A 15,372-nucleotide genomic window follows, 5' to 3' on the forward strand; every position below is an offset into this window, starting at 1 on the left:
GTAAGCTGATTTAGCTCAGTTGGCAGAGCGCATCCATGGTAAGGATGAGGTCGCCGGTTCAATCCCGGCAATTAGCATTAAATAGACAAGAAAACCCTTGTAAATAAAGGGTTTTTGTTATGTCTGCCCCAAATCTTTCAAAGATATTTCTTATTCAGCTGTGTAAAAGAAGTTAAAGAGTTTCGTCTGTTGACAAAAGTCATTCTCTTTAGTAGAATAGTAGATGCGATGAGTCGATAGGTAGTCTTCGGGCTACTATTGAGCATAAGGAGGTCATAACGCAGGAGCGGACCTTGATGAGTTGTGTGAACCTGCTCATCACATGAAGATGCCTCTTAGTCCCTGGTCTAACGACTGGGGATTTTTATTTTTCAAAAAATGATGAAAAAGCTTTGCAATTCATGGAAAAAGTAGTATAATACTTCTATTATAGAAATTTTTAGAAAATTCCGAAAGAGGTTATTTATGGGATATACAGTTGCTGTAGTCGGCGCGACAGGTGCTGTCGGTGCTCAGATGATAAAAATGTTGGAAGAATCAACACTTCCAATCGATAAAATTCGTTTACTTGCGTCTGCACGTTCAGCAGGCAAGACTTTGAAATTTAAAGATCAAGATATTACAATTGAAGAAACGACTGAAACAGCTTTTGAAGGAGTTGACATTGCTCTCTTTTCAGCAGGTGGTTCTACATCAGCTAAGTATGCACCATACGCAGTTAAAGCTGGAGCAGTAGTAGTAGATAATACATCTTACTTCCGTCAAAATCCAGATGTTCCTTTGGTTGTTCCAGAGGTCAATGCTCATGCACTTGATGCCCACAACGGGATCATTGCCTGCCCTAACTGTTCAACAATTCAAATGATGGTGGCGCTTGAGCCAGTTCGCCAAAAATGGGGCTTGGACCGTATCATTGTTTCAACTTACCAAGCAGTTTCAGGTGCTGGTATGGGAGCAATTCTTGAGACACAACGTGAACTTCGTGAAGTCTTGAATGATGGTGTAAACCCACGTGATTTGCATGCGGAAATCTTGCCTTCAGGTGGTGATAAGAAACATTATCCTATCGCTTTTAATGCTCTTCCACAAATCGATGTCTTCACTGACAATGATTACACTTACGAAGAGATGAAGATGACTAAGGAAACTAAGAAAATTATGGAAGATGATAGCATTGCAGTATCTGCAACATGTGTGCGTATTCCAGTCTTGTCAGCTCACTCTGAGTCAGTTTATATCGAAACAAAAGAAGTGGCTCCAATCGAAGAAGTAAAAGCAGCTATCGCAGCCTTCCCAGGTGCTGTTCTCGAAGATGATGTAGCTCATCAAATTTATCCGCAAGCTATCAATGCAGTGGGTTCACGTGATACCTTTGTTGGTCGTATTCGTAAAGACTTGGATGCAGAAAAAGGAATCCACATGTGGGTTGTTTCAGATAACCTGCTCAAAGGTGCTGCTTGGAACTCAGTTCAGATTGCAGAAACTCTTCACGAACGTGACTTGGTTCGTCCAACAGCTGAATTGAAATTTGAATTAAAATAGTCATATCGTTTAGGAGTTCAGATGAACTCCTTCTTTGAAATAGAGAGGTGTTTTCATGTCTTATCAAGATTTAAAAGAGTGTAAAATCATCACGGCCTTCATTACCCCTTTCCACGAGGATGGTTCTATCAACTTTGATGCTATTCCAGCCTTGATTGAGCATTTATTGGCCCACCATACAGATGGTATTCTTCTTGCAGGAACGACGGCTGAGAGTCCAACTTTGACCCACGATGAGGAGTTGGAGTTGTTTGCGGCTGTACAAAAAGTTGTCAATGGACGTGTTCCTTTGATTGCGGGTGTAGGTACCAATGATACGCGTGACTCTATCGAGTTTGTCAAAGAAGTTGCTGAGTTTGGTGGTTTTGCTGCTGGGCTTGCTATTGTTCCTTACTACAACAAACCTTCTCAAGAAGGAATGTATCAGCATTTTAAAGCCATTGCAGATGCTTCGGATCTACCAATTATCATCTATAACATTCCAGGTCGTGTGGTTGTCGAATTGACTCCAGAAACCATGCTTCGCTTGGCTGACCATCCAAATATCATTGGTGTCAAAGAATGTACGAGCTTGGCCAATATGGCTTACCTGATTGAACACAAGCCAGAAGAGTTCTTGGTCTACACTGGTGAGGACGGAGATGCTTTCCATGCCATGAACCTTGGTGCTGACGGGGTTATTTCTGTTGCATCCCATACAAATGGGGATGAGATGAACGAAATGTTTACTGCCATTGCAGAAAGCGACATGAAGAAAGCTGCAGCTATTCAGCGTAAATTCATTCCTAAGGTTAATGCTCTCTTCTCTTATCCAAGTCCTGCTCCAGTTAAGGCAGTTCTGAACTATATGGGATTTGAAGCTGGACCAACTCGTCTACCTCTTGTTCCAGCACCAGAAGAAGATGCCAAACGCATTATCAAGGTTGTTGTAGATGGTGACTACGAAGCAACTAAGGCAACTGTAACAGGTGTCTTAAGACCAGATTACTAATAAGACAATAAAATCCATGACCGCAATAACGAGCATGGATTTTTCTTATTTTCCTAAACAGAATTGGCTAAAAAGTTGGGTAATGAGTTCATCTGGAGCAGCATCTCCAGTGATTTCTCCGAGGATTTCCCAAGTACGAGTCAAATCAACTTGAAGCAAGTCAACTGGCATCCCCAGTTCAAGACCTTCATTAACAGCCTGCAAACTTTCAATAGCCTTCTCAATCAAGGAAATATGACGGGCGTTGGACAAGTAGGTTGCATCTTGCTCGACTAGACCAGCATTTTCAAAGAAGAGGTCATTAATGCGTTCTTCAATCTTATCAATGTTTTGGTTTTTAAGAACTGAAATGCGGATGACATCTTCAGGGAGTTCTGAAGTTTCAATTGCTTCAGGAAGATCAGTTTTGTTAAGAAGAATAATGCGGTTTGTATCTTGGCTAATCCCAAGAAGTTGTCGGTCTTGGGCAGTTAAGGGCTCGCTAGCGTTTAGTACTAGCAGAACCAAGTCAGCTTCCTTGAGGGCTTTTTTCGAACGCTCGACACCGATTTGTTCCACGATGTCATCCGTTTCACGGATACCAGCTGTATCAATCAATTTGAGGGGAACACCGTTGATGTTGACGTATTCTTCGATGACATCACGTGTGGTACCAGCAATGTCTGTAACGATAGCCTTGTCTTCACGCAAGAGATTGTTGAGGAGGCTAGATTTCCCAACGTTGGGACGTCCGATGATGGCAGTGGAAATTCCTTCACGAAGGATTTTACCGCGACGGGCTGTCCTAAGGAGATTAGTTAGCAATTGCTCAAACTCCATAGTCTTCTCACGGACCACAGCAGTAGTCGCTTCTTCAACATCGTCATACTCAGGATAGTCGATATTAACCTCGACTTGGGCAAGTGTGTTAAGGATTTCTTGACGGGTATTGTTAATGAGGTCAGAAAGGGAACCGTCTAATTGCTTAACTGCAATGTTCATGGCCTTGTCAGTCTTTGCACGGATGATGTCCATCACTGCCTCAGCCTGTGTCAAATCTACGCGACCGTTTAAAAAGGCACGTTTGGTAAATTCACCAGGTTCTGCCAACCGAGCTCCTTCACGGATCGCTAGTTGGAGAATTTCATTGGTTACCGCAATCCCACCGTGGGTGTTAATCTCGATAATATCCTCACGAGTGAAGGTTTTTGGAGATTTCATGGCTCCCACCATGACCTCGTCCATGACTTTACCAGTTAGAGGGTCAACGATGTGACCGTAGTTGAGAGTGTGGCTAACAACCTGTCTCAAGTCTTTTCCTTTAAAAATCTTTTGCGCAATAGCAAAACTTTCTGTTCCGCTCAGGCGGACAATACCAATAGCCCCTTCACCTAGTGGAGTAGAGATGGCAGCGATGGTATCAAATTCACGTGTAATCATAATGTTTCCTTTAATAAATAGCTCTTTTCTTGGAAATTTTTCCAAGTCTCTTTTCAAATTGTAACAAATTTGAACTATTTCTTCAATGGATGCTACTTGGAGATTGAAAAAGCCTAAGCAATTCTGCTTAAGCTAGCTTATTTGGTGCGCATTTCCCCTTGTGGGAAGTAAGTTCCTTCTGGCATGTCGTTGATGATGACATGGACAGCAGATTGAGGTGCTCCAGTGTTGCGAACAACAGCTTCTGTTATTTCCTTAGCAAGAGCTTTCTTTTGCTCGAGCGTGCGTCCTTCAAATAAATCGATGCGTACAAATGGCATAATAGCTTCCTCCACTAGTTTTTGATTTCTTCTATTTTACCACATTTTGCCGTTTAAAGCTTAAGAAAATTATGATATACTAGAATGTAGCAAAAATTTAGAAATGGACGTGAAGCAAGAAACATGGCACAGTTGTATTATCGTTATGGGACCATGAACTCTGGTAAGACGATTGAGATTCTCAAGGTGGCCTATAACTATGAGGAGCAAGGAAAAGGTGTTGTGATTATGACCTCGGCTCTGGATACGCGTGACGGTGTTGGCTATGTATCGAGTCGAATTGGCATGAAACGCCCTGCCATTGCGATTGAGGAGTCAACGGATATCTTCGGCTATATCCGAGATTTACCTGAGAAACCATACTGTGTTTTGGTCGATGAAGCCCAGTTTCTCAAACGTCATCATGTTTACGATCTAGCTCGTGTTGTGGACGAGTTAGATATACCCGTCATGGCTTTTGGTTTGAAAAATGACTTTCGCAATGAACTGTTCGAAGGTTCCAAGTATCTCTTGCTTTTAGGAGATAAGATTGACGAAATCAAGACCATCTGTCAGTATTGTAAGAAAAAGGCGACTATGGTTTTGCGTACACAGGATGGACTGCCAGTCTATGATGGTGAGCAGATTCAGATTGGTGGTAATGAAACCTATATCTCGGTTTGCCGTAAACATTATTTTGCGCCAATGATAGCATCTAACAAGGAGCACAACTATGACAATTGAACTAAGAGATGTTACAATGGAGAATTATTTTGATGTTTTGAAATTTGGATGTCAAGGAATATCAAAAACAATTCATTGCAACCAACGCAATTAGTTTAGCTGAAGCATACGTCTACACTAAAAATGGAGATTTTGTAGCTCCATTGGCAGTTTATGATAATGATGCAATTATAGGTTTTGTGATGATAGCTTATGATAAAAAGATCGGAATTAGTAGTGGAAATTATTTACTATTTCGTTTTATGATTGATAAGAATTTTCAAAATCAAGGATATTTTAAACCAATTATGGATAAAGTACTAGACTATGTTCGGACAGCGCCAGCAGGTTTAAGCAATAAACTTTGGTTGTCTTATGAACCAGAAAATGAACATGCAAGATCTTGTTACCTCAGTTATGGATTTAAAGAAACTGGGGAAATATCCGAGAACGAAGTAGTCGCAATCTATGATTTAACAATTGAGAAATAAGGAGAAAAAATGAACATCTATGATCAACTACAAGCTGTAGAAGACCGTTATGAAGAATTAGGAGAATTGCTCAGTGACCCAGATGTGGTTTCGGACACCAAGCGTTTCATGGAGCTCTCAAAAGAAGAGGCTTCAAGCCGTGATACGGTGACGGCTTACCGAGAATACAAACAAGTCCTTCAAAACATCGTTGACGCTGAAGAAATGATTAAGGAATCAGGTGGAGATGCTGACTTGGAAGAAATGGCCAAGCAAGAACTCAAAGATGCCAAGGCTGAAAAAGAAGAATACGAAGAAAAACTGAAAATCTTGCTCCTTCCTAAAGATCCAAACGATGACAAGAATATTATCCTTGAAATCCGTGGCGCTGCTGGTGGAGACGAAGCAGCACTTTTCGCTGGAGATTTGCTAACCATGTATCAAAAGTATGCTGAAGCCCAAGGCTGGCGCTTTGAAGTCATGGAAGCCTCTATGAATGGTGTCGGCGGTTTCAAAGAAGTGGTTGCCATGGTTTCAGGTCAATCTGTTTACTCTAAACTCAAGTATGAGTCTGGTGCCCATCGTGTTCAACGTGTTCCTGTGACAGAAAGTCAAGGGCGTGTGCATACCTCTACAGCGACAGTCCTTGTCATGCCTGAAGTGGAAGAGGTAGAATATGATATTGATCCAAAAGACCTTCGTGTTGACATCTACCATGCATCTGGAGCTGGTGGACAAAACGTCAATAAGGTTGCGACAGCCGTTCGTATCGTTCACTTGCCAACCAATATCAAGGTTGAGATGCAGGAAGAACGTACTCAGCAGAAGAACCGTGAGAAAGCCATGAAAATCATCCGTGCGCGTGTTGCTGACCACTTTGCACAAATTGCACAAGATGAACAAGACGCTGAGCGTAAGTCGACTATTGGTACTGGTGACCGTTCAGAACGGATCCGAACTTATAACTTCCCACAAAACCGTGTCACAGACCACCGTATCGGTTTAACCCTCCAAAAACTAGATACCATTTTGTCTGGTAAATTGGATGAAGTTGTGGATGCCTTGGTTCTTTATGACCAAACACAAAAATTAGAAGAATTAAACAAATAATGAAATTATCTCAATTATTTTCAGATTTTGAAGAAGAGTTGATAGGACAAGGAGAGGAAGCTGAAAGCCTCTCTTTTGTCTATCGTAGCCTGAAAAATCTATCTTTTACGGACTTTGTTTTTGCCCTCCAGCAAGAGGTGACAAAAGAGGAAGAAGTATTTGTAAAAGGAATTTTCCAACAGTTAGCAGCTCATAAACCGGCACAGTATATCATCGGACAGGCAGATTTTTATGGATTGCAGTTAAAAGTTGATGGGCGAGTATTAATCCCTCGTCCAGAAACAGAAGAGTTGGTTGAGCTTATCTTGGCTGAGAATCCTGAGGAAAATCTTAAGGTTCTAGATATCGGGACTGGAAGTGGAGCCATAGCCCTTGCATTAGCAAAAAACAGACCAGCTTGGTCAGTGACAGCAGCAGATATTTCCCAAGATGCTTTAGATTTAGCTAACGAAAATGCTAAAAATCAAAATCTTCAAATATTTTTAAAAAAATCTGACTGTTTTACAGAAATTTCTGAAAAATATGATATAATTGTTTCCAATCCACCCTATATCTCTCGTGAAGATGAGTCAGAGATTGGCTTGAATGTTTTGTATTCAGAACCTCATCTAGCTCTCTTTGCAGACGAGGATGGTCTAGCTATTTACCGTAGAATTGCTGAAGATGTAACAGACTATCTCAAAGATGGTGGTAAGATTTACCTTGAAATTGGATACAAGCAAGGTCAAAGTGTTCCTGAACTTTTTAGGAAATACCTTCCTGAAAAAAGAGTACGAACGCTCAAGGACCAGTTTGGTCAAGATAGGATGGTTGTAGTTGATGATGGACAGGATTAGACAAGAGTTGAAAAAGGGTGGGGCGGTTGTTTTACCTACAGAGACGGTTTACGGTCTCTTTGCCAAGGCTCTAGACGAAAAAGCAGTTGACCATGTTTACCAACTCAAACGTCGCCCTAGAGACAAGGCCCTCAATCTCAATATCGCCTCTCTAGATGACATCTTGAACTTCTCAAAGAATCAGCCAACTTATCTACAAAAACTTGTAGAGACCTTTTTACCAGGTCCCTTAACCATTATTCTCGAAGCTAATGACCGAGTTCCCTATTGGGTCAATTCTAGTCTTGCAACTGTTGGATTTCGGATGCCTAGTCATCCCATTACCCTTGATTTGATTCGAGAGATAGGACCCTTGATTGGGCCGTCTGCCAATATTTCAGGTCAGGAAAGTGGAGTGACCTTTAATCAAATTCTTGAGGATTTTGACCAAGAGGTTCTGGGTTTGGAAGACGATTCTTTTCTAACTGGACAGGATTCAACTATTTTGGATTTGTCTGGAGACAAGGTGAAAATCTTACGCCAAGGGGCGATTAAGCGAGATGATATTCTTGCTCAGTTGCCAGAGATTTCTTTTGAGGAGGAATGAGATGCTAAGAGATTTAAGAGAAACTGATGTGAAAGCTATATGTGACATTAACCAAGAAGCTTTGGGCTATTCTTTTAGTCCAGAGGATACAGCTAGTCAACTAGCTAGATTATCTCAGGATTCACATCATTTCCTACTTGCTTATGAGGATGAAGCTAGTCATGTCTTACTTGGATATGTCCACGCTGAGGTCTATGAATCACTTTATTCTAAAGCAGGATTTAATATTTTAGCCTTAGCAGTTTCACCTCAAGCGCAAGGTCAAGGTATTGGTAAAAGCTTATTACAAGGGTTGGAAGAAGAAGCAAAAAGACGTGGTTATGGGTTTATCCGCTTAAACTCTGCCGATCATCGTCTGGGTGCTCATGCATTTTATGAAAAAGTTGGTTATACTTGTGATAAAATGCAGAAACGGTTTATTCGCATCTTTTAGTTTGATTTTCTAATAAGAAAATGAAACTAATGGACTAGTCACACAATAAAAGGAGAAGACCTATGATTTTTGACAAAGATGATTTTAAAGCATATGATGCTGATCTCTGGAATGCTATTGCCAAAGAAGAAGAACGACAACAAAACAACATTGAGTTGATTGCTTCGGAAAACGTAGTTTCCAAGGCTGTTATGGCAGCTCAAGGGTCTATCTTGACGAATAAATACGCCGAAGGCTACCCAGGCCGCCGTTATTATGGTGGAACGGATGTAGTAGACGTGGTGGAATCTCTAGCCATTGAACGAGCAAAAGAAATTTTCGGTGCAAAATTTGCCAATGTCCAACCTCACTCAGGAAGCCAAGCCAACTGTGCGGCTTACATGGCCTTGATTGAGCCAGGTGATACCGTTATGGGGATGGATTTAGCAGCAGGTGGACATTTGACCCATGGAGCTCCTGTCAGCTTCTCAGGTCAAACCTACAACTTTGTTTCTTATAGTGTAGATCCTGAAACGGAATTCTTGGACTTTGATGCTATCTTGAAACAAGCCCAAGAAGTAAAACCAAAATTGATTGTAGCAGGTGCTTCAGCCTATTCTCAAATTATCGACTTTTCAAAATTCCGTGAAATTGCGGATGCTGTTGGAGCTAAGCTCATGGTAGATATGGCTCATATCGCTGGTTTGGTTGCTGCTGGTCTCCACCCAAGCCCAGTGCCATACGCTCATATCACTACAACAACGACCCACAAAACCCTTCGTGGACCTCGTGGTGGTTTGATTTTGACTAATGACGAAGAACTTGCTAAGAAAATCAATTCAGCTATTTTCCCTGGTATTCAGGGTGGTCCTTTGGAGCACGTTGTGGCGGCTAAAGCTGTTTCTTTCAAAGAAGTCTTGGATCCAGCCTTCAAGGAATATGCTGCTAATGTTATCAAGAACAGCAAGGCTATGGCAGATGTCTTCTTGCAAGACCCTGATTTCCGTATCATTTCTGGTGGAACTGAAAACCATCTCTTCCTAGTGGATGTGACTAAAGTTGTAGAAAACGGAAAAGTTGCTCAAAACTTGCTGGATGAAGTCAATATTACCCTAAATAAAAACTCAATCCCATATGAAACCTTGTCACCATTCAAGACAAGTGGGATTCGTATCGGATCTGCAGCCATTACTGCACGTGGATTTGGTGAAGAAGAAAGTCGCAAAGTGGCTGAACTCATCATTAAAACCCTTAAGAATGCAGAAAATGAAGCTGTCTTAGAAGAAGTGAGAAGTGCAGTCAAAGAATTGACAGATGCCTTCCCATTATACGAGGACTAAAACTTTTATGGACATTTATATTAAGAAAGCCATTATTCACCAGTTCAGTCCGGATGATACCGAGCTGTTCCTGGCGGATAAGTTTCTCAATATTACTCCAAAAATCGAAGAATACCTGCGGAAAAAAATTGAACGTGTGTATTCAGATGAAGCCAAGACTGGGATTTTCGAGGAAGAAAATCCCTTCTTCAATCATATCACAGACGATTTGTTGGAGACATCAGTAACACTGGCTAATCTCTGGAAAGAAGAGTTCAGTATTTCTGAAAATCTCAAGACCAATGACTTGATTTTTGTACAATTTTCTAAAGAAGGTGTAGACCATTTCGCTTTCTTGCGAATTGCCCTGCGTGAGACCTTGACTCACCTCGGAGGAGAAGTTGATAATCCAATCAAGCTGACTCAGAATAACCTGCCTGGATTTGGAACAGGGGCTGATGAGGCCTTGGTGGTTAATCTTCAGAGCCGCAAGTACCATCTGATTGAAAAACGAATCAAGTACAACGGGACTTTTTTGAACTATTTTTCAGAAAATCTTCTTGCTGTCGCTCCTAAGATTTCTCCTAAGAAATCTATCAAGGAATTGGAAAAAACAGCCCAAAGAATTGCTGAAACCTTTAATACAGACGATTTTCAATTTCAATCCAAGGTCAAATCAGCGATTTTCAACAACCTAGAAGAAAGCAATGAATTGTCACCTGAAAAATTGGCTAACGACCTTTTTGATAATAATCTGACGGCTCGTTTGAGCTTTATTGACCAAGTCAAGGAAGCAGTACCAGAACCTGTTCAATTTGAAGAAATTGATGCCAGTCGCCAATTAAAGAAATTTGAAAACCAAAAACTCTCCTTGTCAAATGGAATTGAGCTCATCGTTCCCAATAACGTCTATCAAGACGCCGAGTCTGTTGAGTTTATCCAAAATGACAATGGAACCTACTCTATCTTAATCAAAAATATCGAGGATATCCAAAGTAAATAATGTTTAAACGAATTCGAAGAGTGCTTGTACTAGCAGTCTTCCTTTTTGCTGGCTATAAAGCTTACCGCGTTCACCAAGATGTCAATCAAGTCATGACCTATCAACCCATGGTGCGAGAAATCTTGAGTGAAAAAGACACACCAGCAAACGAAGAGCTTGTGCTCGCTATGATTTATACTGAAACAAAAGGAAAAGAAGGCGATGTTATGCAGTCTAGTGAGTCTGCAAGTGGTTCAACCAACACCATAAATGATAATGTGTCTAGCATTCGACAAGGTGTTCAAACTCTGACAGACAATCTCTATCTGGCCCAGAAGAAGGATGTAGATGTCTGGACAGCTGTTCAAGCTTATAATTTTGGTCCTGCCTATATCGATTATATTGCCCAAAATGGCAAGGAAAACACCTTGGCTCTGGCCAAACAGTACTCTCGCGAGACTGTTGCTCCCTTGCTTGGTAATACCACTGGAAAGACTTATAGTTATATTCACCCCATTTCCATTTTCCATGGAGCCGAACTCTATGTAAATGGAGGAAATTATTACTATTCTAGACAGGTGCAACTCAACCTTTACATCATCAAATGTTTCACTCTCTTTTCAACATCTGGCTAGTCCAGGTGTTTTTTTATAAGTTTTCTTTAAGATAGATATATTACTCTAGAAAGGTAAAGGAGGAAATTCCCTATGAGAAAGAAACTCTTTCTGACTAGTGCTGCGGTCTTGTGGGCAGTAACAGCTATAAATAGCGCCCATGCAGCAACAGATGTTCAAAAAGTTATCGATGAAACCTATGTTCAACCTGAATATGTCCTAGGTTCATCATTGTCTGAAGACCAAAAAAATCAAACTCTTAAGAAATTAGGCTACAATTCCTCAACAGACACCAAAGAACTCAAGACCATGACACCTGATGTCTATTCTAAAATCATGAATGTGGCCAATGACTCTAGCTTACAGTTGTATTCATCAGCCAAGATTCAAAAGCTAGGGGACAAATCGCCACTTGAGGTCAAGATTGAAACACCTGAAAACATCACTAAGGTGACGCAGGATATGTACCGAAACGCAGCCGTAACGCTGGGTGTGGAACATGCCAAAATCACTGTAGCAGCACCCATTCCAGTTACAGGTGAGAGTGCCTTAGCCGGGATTTACTATTCGCTGGAAGCTAATGGAGCCAAGGTGCCACAAGCCAACAAAGATTTGGCTCAAGAAGAGTTGAAGGCTTTGTCCGATATCAATGCTGAAAATAAGGACAAATCAGGCTATGATGCTAATAAATTAAATGTTGCCCTAGCCGATATCAAGTCAGGACTCGCCAAAGCTAAAGAAAGCAAGGGAAATCTGACAGAGGAAGATGTCCGTAAAATCGTTGAAGATACCTTAAAAAATTACAAACTCGATCAGGTCATAACAGGAAACCAGATCAATATCATCATCAATTTTGCTTTAAATCTCTCAAAAAGTGATATCCTCAGCAATGCAGATTTCACTAAAACCCTAAAGGACCTGAAACAAAGCATTGTATCACAAGCTGGTGACAGTTTTAAAAATATTAACCTTAACTTTGATGCTGATAAGGCGCTAGAGGACGGCGGCAATTTCCTAAGCTCCCTCTGGCAAGCCATTGTCAACTTCTTCAAGAGTTTTGGTTCTTAAGAAATTTCATGGTATAATAGATGGTAACCGTAACGTTGCCATCTTTTTTGTCGGCTAATAGAAAGAGAAGAGAATGTTAAAGAAAAATGATATTGTAGAAGTTGAAATTGTTGACTTGACCCATGAAGGCGCAGGAGTTGCCAAGGTGGATGGTTTGGTCTTTTTTGTAGAGAATGCTTTACCGAGTGAAAAAATCCTCATGCGTGTCCTCAAGGTTAATAAAAAGATTGGTTTTGGGAAGGTTGAAGAATACCTTGTCCAGTCACCACACCGTAATCAAGATCTAGATTTGGCTTACCTACGTTCAGGAATCGCGGATTTAGGTCATCTTGCCTATCCAGAACAGCTCAAATTTAAAACCAAGCAAGTTAAGGACAGTCTCTACAAGATTGCAGGAATTGATGATGTAGAGGTTGCTGAAACGCTTGGTATGGAAAATCCAATCAAGTACCGTAACAAGGCACAGGTTCCTGTCCGTAGAGTTAATGGTATCTTGGAAACAGGATTTTTCCGTAAGAATTCTCACGACCTCATGCCTCTAGAAGATTTCTTTATCCAAGATCCTGTGATTGATGAGGTAGTAGTAGCCCTACGCGACTTGCTCCGCCGTTATGATTTGAAACCTTATGATGAAAAGGAACAATCTGGCTTGATTCGAAATCTTGTGGTACGTCGTGGGCATTACTCAGGACAAATCATGGTTATTTTGGTAACAACTCGACCTAAAGTTTTCCGTGTGGAGCAAGTGATTGAACAATTAACCAAGCAGTTCCCAGAGATTGTGTCGGTTATGCAAAATATCAATGATCAGAACACCAATGCAATTTTTGGTAAGGAATGGCGCACACTTTATGGACAAGACTTTATTACTGACCAGATGTTGGGAAATGACTACCAAATCGCTGGACCAGCCTTTTATCAGGTCAATACTGAAATGGCTGAAAAACTTTATCAAACAGCCATTGACTTTGCTGAATTAAAAGAAGATGATGTGGTCATTGATGCCTATTCTGGTATAGGAACGATTGGCCTCTCTGTTGCGAAACATGTTAAAGAAGTTTATGGTGTTGAAGTCATTCCAGAAGCGGTTGAGAATAGTAAAAAGAATGCTCAGCTGAACAATATTTCAAACGCCCACTATGTCTGTGACACAGCTGAAAATGCTATGAAAAATTGGCTCAAGGAGGGAATTCAACCAACCGTTATCTTGGTTGATCCTCCACGCAAGGGGCTTACAGAAAGCTTTATCAAGGCAAGCGCTCAAACAGGAGCAGACCGCATCGCCTATATCTCATGCAATGTTGCAACCATGGCGCGTGATATCAAACTCTACCAAGAATTGGGATATGAATTGAAGAAAGTCCAGCCGGTTGATCTTTTTCCGCAGACGCACCACGTGGAGTGTGTAAGCTTGTTAGAGAAACGTAGTTAATCCTCAAAAGGTTCAGTGAACCTTTTGAATCCACAAATGTATCACGTTGAGGCGGTAGTTTTGATGTTAAAAGTTGCAACCAGTGAATAAATGAAGTGTAGAAAATAAAGGATTATTCTAATGCTATCGTTAAAAGGTATCATTATTCATGAGTAAGCCTTGTTTTTTGGGAAAAATGAAGGTTGAATGGGAACATAACCATAGCTTAGAGTTGAGGCTAGTGAATGGATAACAAGAAAAAATGCATCCACCTAGAAATATGATAATTGTAAAATAGCCTAATTAACATTATGAATAATTATACTAAAATATGGTGGAGAATCTCTATGAATGGAAGAAAAGATATGGCTGAAAATTTAACTGTAATACAGAAGAAGAGAGTTATAAAAGATTATGCAGTGGGGATATATGCTCGTGTAAGTACAAGTCATAAAACCCAGATGGATAGTTTATCGGCACAAATATCGGGATTGACGAGACTAGTAGCTGCACATAGAACATGGTTTGTTGCGGATGTTTTTATTGATGTGGCAATTGCGGATTCAGGAGAATCGGAGAATCTATATTTATATAAGCAACATCACGAAGGGATAATTTCAAAGGAACAACTTGAAGCGGTTCAACTCGAAATGGGGCTGCGTAGTAATGTTGAAATTGGATAAGATGGAAAGTCTCGAAGAAAGAGTAAAAAATATAGTTCGAAGATACTAAAATGATAGGAGAAAATATATGAGAGATAAATATTCTAAGTCTAATATTAATAATGTTTCGGGAAATATTTTTAATGCCCCAACTAATATTGTGGCAGGTAATAATTATTCTAAGGAAGCTGAAGAAGATAAGGTCGCATCATATACACCAGAACCTGTTTGGAGAAGTCCGATAACAATGGCAATGCTTTCATGGATGGGATTTATAATTTCTTTAACAGGACTTTTTCCAATTTATAAAATGTTTGAGTCTGTAATTAATTTAATAACTAATAAGAGTATTAAAGTGGATTTAAATAATAATATTTATATCATAATTTTTGCTGTATTATTTATACTTTTTGTGCTGGTCTTGTGTTTGAGGAATATTACAAAAAAAGAAACTAGACATCCCTTATTCTTTAATTATGCAATAAGCGGTCTTGGAAGGAAAATCACAATAGAAAAAATTCATATTGACAAATGTCCTATATGTGGTGGCACAATGAAATATTTCAATAAAGCTGTAGAATGGAGAGATATAACATATTCAGATGGTAGAACAAAACGTGAGGTTACAAAAAAAGTGTCTGCGTTACAATGTAAGCGAAATTCCAATCATTGGTATGAAGTGGATCCGGCTGCAGATAAATTAAAATAGGTTTAATGAAAATAAGTATATTGTTGTTTTAAAGTTGCAACTATATGCAAATTTAAAAATTGCAGTTGATACTGGACAAAGATTTTGAGTGATAAATCTCTAAAAAAGATTAATAGTTTATATGGTATATAAATTAGTCTAATCAAAAATTATATACTCGAAACAATAGAAATATTATAGTTATTATAAAATCAATGAGTTTTGCAGAGATATTTAATT

The 15,372-nt window shown here is 40.0% G+C and carries 16 protein-coding genes, 1 tRNA gene and 1 pseudogene; 16 read left to right on the forward strand and 2 right to left on the reverse strand.

All coding sequences use genetic code 11. The features are described 5' to 3' along the window. Positions 1-4 precede the first annotated feature (4 nt). The 3 genes from HT732_RS06280 (at position 5) to dapA (ending at position 2,533) form a co-directional block, all read left to right on the forward strand. Positions 5-77 (forward strand) — tRNA-Thr (locus HT732_RS06280). 388 nt (positions 78-465) lie between these two features. Next, positions 466-1,542 (forward strand): aspartate-semialdehyde dehydrogenase, encoded by a 1,077-nt coding sequence (locus HT732_RS06285; protein WP_173254357.1) that lies wholly within the window; start codon positions 466-468, stop codon positions 1,540-1,542. Positions 1,543-1,597: 55 nt separating this feature from the next. Continuing rightward, on the forward strand, positions 1,598-2,533 hold the full coding sequence (gene dapA, locus HT732_RS06290) for a 4-hydroxy-tetrahydrodipicolinate synthase (protein WP_173254358.1): 936 nt from the start codon (positions 1,598-1,600) through the stop codon (positions 2,531-2,533). 45 nt (positions 2,534-2,578) lie between these two features. On the opposite strand, the gene mnmE is transcribed toward dapA, so the two are convergent. Beyond that, on the reverse strand, positions 2,579-3,952 hold the full coding sequence (gene mnmE, locus HT732_RS06295) for a tRNA uridine-5-carboxymethylaminomethyl(34) synthesis GTPase MnmE (protein ID WP_173254359.1): 1,374 nt from the start codon (positions 3,950-3,952) through the stop codon (positions 2,579-2,581). A 137-nt stretch (positions 3,953-4,089) separates the two neighbouring features. Next, positions 4,090-4,272, reverse strand: a complete 183-nt coding sequence (locus tag HT732_RS06300) for a 4-oxalocrotonate tautomerase (protein ID WP_001117395.1) — start codon at positions 4,270-4,272, stop codon at positions 4,090-4,092. A 123-nt stretch (positions 4,273-4,395) separates the two neighbouring features. On the opposite strand from HT732_RS06300, the gene HT732_RS06305 reads away from it, so the two are divergent. The 13 genes and pseudogenes from HT732_RS06305 (at position 4,396) to HT732_RS06365 (ending at position 15,153) form a co-directional block, all read left to right on the forward strand. Beyond that, positions 4,396-4,995 carry a thymidine kinase gene (locus HT732_RS06305; RefSeq protein ID WP_173254360.1) on the forward strand — a complete coding sequence of 200 codons (600 nt, stop codon included), beginning with the start codon at positions 4,396-4,398 and terminating at the stop codon, positions 4,993-4,995. Beyond that, positions 4,985-5,465, forward strand: a pseudogene (locus tag HT732_RS06310) (GNAT family N-acetyltransferase). The gene HT732_RS06305 and the pseudogene HT732_RS06310 overlap by 11 nt, the downstream one beginning before the upstream one ends. 9 nt (positions 5,466-5,474) lie before the next feature. Continuing rightward, positions 5,475-6,554: a peptide chain release factor 1 gene (gene prfA, locus HT732_RS06315; protein ID WP_001028807.1), complete on the forward strand. Its 1,080-nt coding sequence runs from the start codon at positions 5,475-5,477 to the stop codon at positions 6,552-6,554. Next, complete coding sequence (gene prmC, locus HT732_RS06320) at positions 6,554-7,390, forward strand: peptide chain release factor N(5)-glutamine methyltransferase (protein ID WP_173254361.1); 837 nt, start codon at positions 6,554-6,556, stop codon at positions 7,388-7,390. Before prfA ends, prmC begins: the two co-directional genes overlap by 1 nt. Further along, the gene (locus HT732_RS06325; RefSeq protein WP_173254362.1) at positions 7,374-7,976 is read left to right on the forward strand and encodes an L-threonylcarbamoyladenylate synthase; all 603 of its coding nucleotides are present in this window, start codon (positions 7,374-7,376) and stop codon (positions 7,974-7,976) included. The genes prmC and HT732_RS06325 overlap by 17 nt, the downstream gene beginning before the upstream one ends. A gap of 1 nt (position 7,977) precedes the next feature. After that, positions 7,978-8,409 carry a GNAT family N-acetyltransferase gene (locus HT732_RS06330; protein ID WP_173254363.1) on the forward strand — a complete coding sequence of 144 codons (432 nt, stop codon included), beginning with the start codon at positions 7,978-7,980 and terminating at the stop codon, positions 8,407-8,409. 62 nt (positions 8,410-8,471) lie between these two features. Then, positions 8,472-9,728, forward strand: coding sequence for a serine hydroxymethyltransferase (glyA, locus tag HT732_RS06335; protein ID WP_173254364.1), 1,257 nt, complete (start codon positions 8,472-8,474; stop codon positions 9,726-9,728). A 7-nt stretch (positions 9,729-9,735) separates the two neighbouring features. Continuing rightward, positions 9,736-10,710, forward strand: a complete 975-nt coding sequence (locus tag HT732_RS06340; RefSeq protein WP_173254365.1) for a nucleoid-associated protein — start codon at positions 9,736-9,738, stop codon at positions 10,708-10,710. Beyond that, complete coding sequence (gene pmp23, locus HT732_RS06345; protein ID WP_173254366.1) at positions 10,710-11,324, forward strand: cell wall hydrolase Pmp23; 615 nt, start codon at positions 10,710-10,712, stop codon at positions 11,322-11,324. The genes HT732_RS06340 and pmp23 overlap by 1 nt, the downstream gene beginning before the upstream one ends. Before the next feature lie 72 nt (positions 11,325-11,396). Next, positions 11,397-12,371 carry a DUF1002 domain-containing protein gene (locus HT732_RS06350; protein ID WP_173254367.1) on the forward strand — a complete coding sequence of 325 codons (975 nt, stop codon included), beginning with the start codon at positions 11,397-11,399 and terminating at the stop codon, positions 12,369-12,371. A 73-nt stretch (positions 12,372-12,444) separates the two neighbouring features. Next, positions 12,445-13,803: a 23S rRNA (uracil(1939)-C(5))-methyltransferase RlmD gene (rlmD, locus tag HT732_RS06355; protein ID WP_173254368.1), complete on the forward strand. Its 1,359-nt coding sequence runs from the start codon at positions 12,445-12,447 to the stop codon at positions 13,801-13,803. 326 nt (positions 13,804-14,129) lie between these two features. After that, positions 14,130-14,465 (forward strand): resolvase, encoded by a 336-nt coding sequence (locus tag HT732_RS06360; RefSeq protein ID WP_173254369.1) that lies wholly within the window; start codon positions 14,130-14,132, stop codon positions 14,463-14,465. A 67-nt stretch (positions 14,466-14,532) separates the two neighbouring features. After that, positions 14,533-15,153, forward strand: coding sequence for a hypothetical protein (locus HT732_RS06365; protein WP_173254370.1), 621 nt, complete (start codon positions 14,533-14,535; stop codon positions 15,151-15,153). Positions 15,154-15,372 lie beyond the last annotated feature (219 nt).

This window comes from Streptococcus sp. 5346 (genome assembly GCF_013277455.1).
Classification (GTDB): domain Bacteria; phylum Bacillota; class Bacilli; order Lactobacillales; family Streptococcaceae; genus Streptococcus.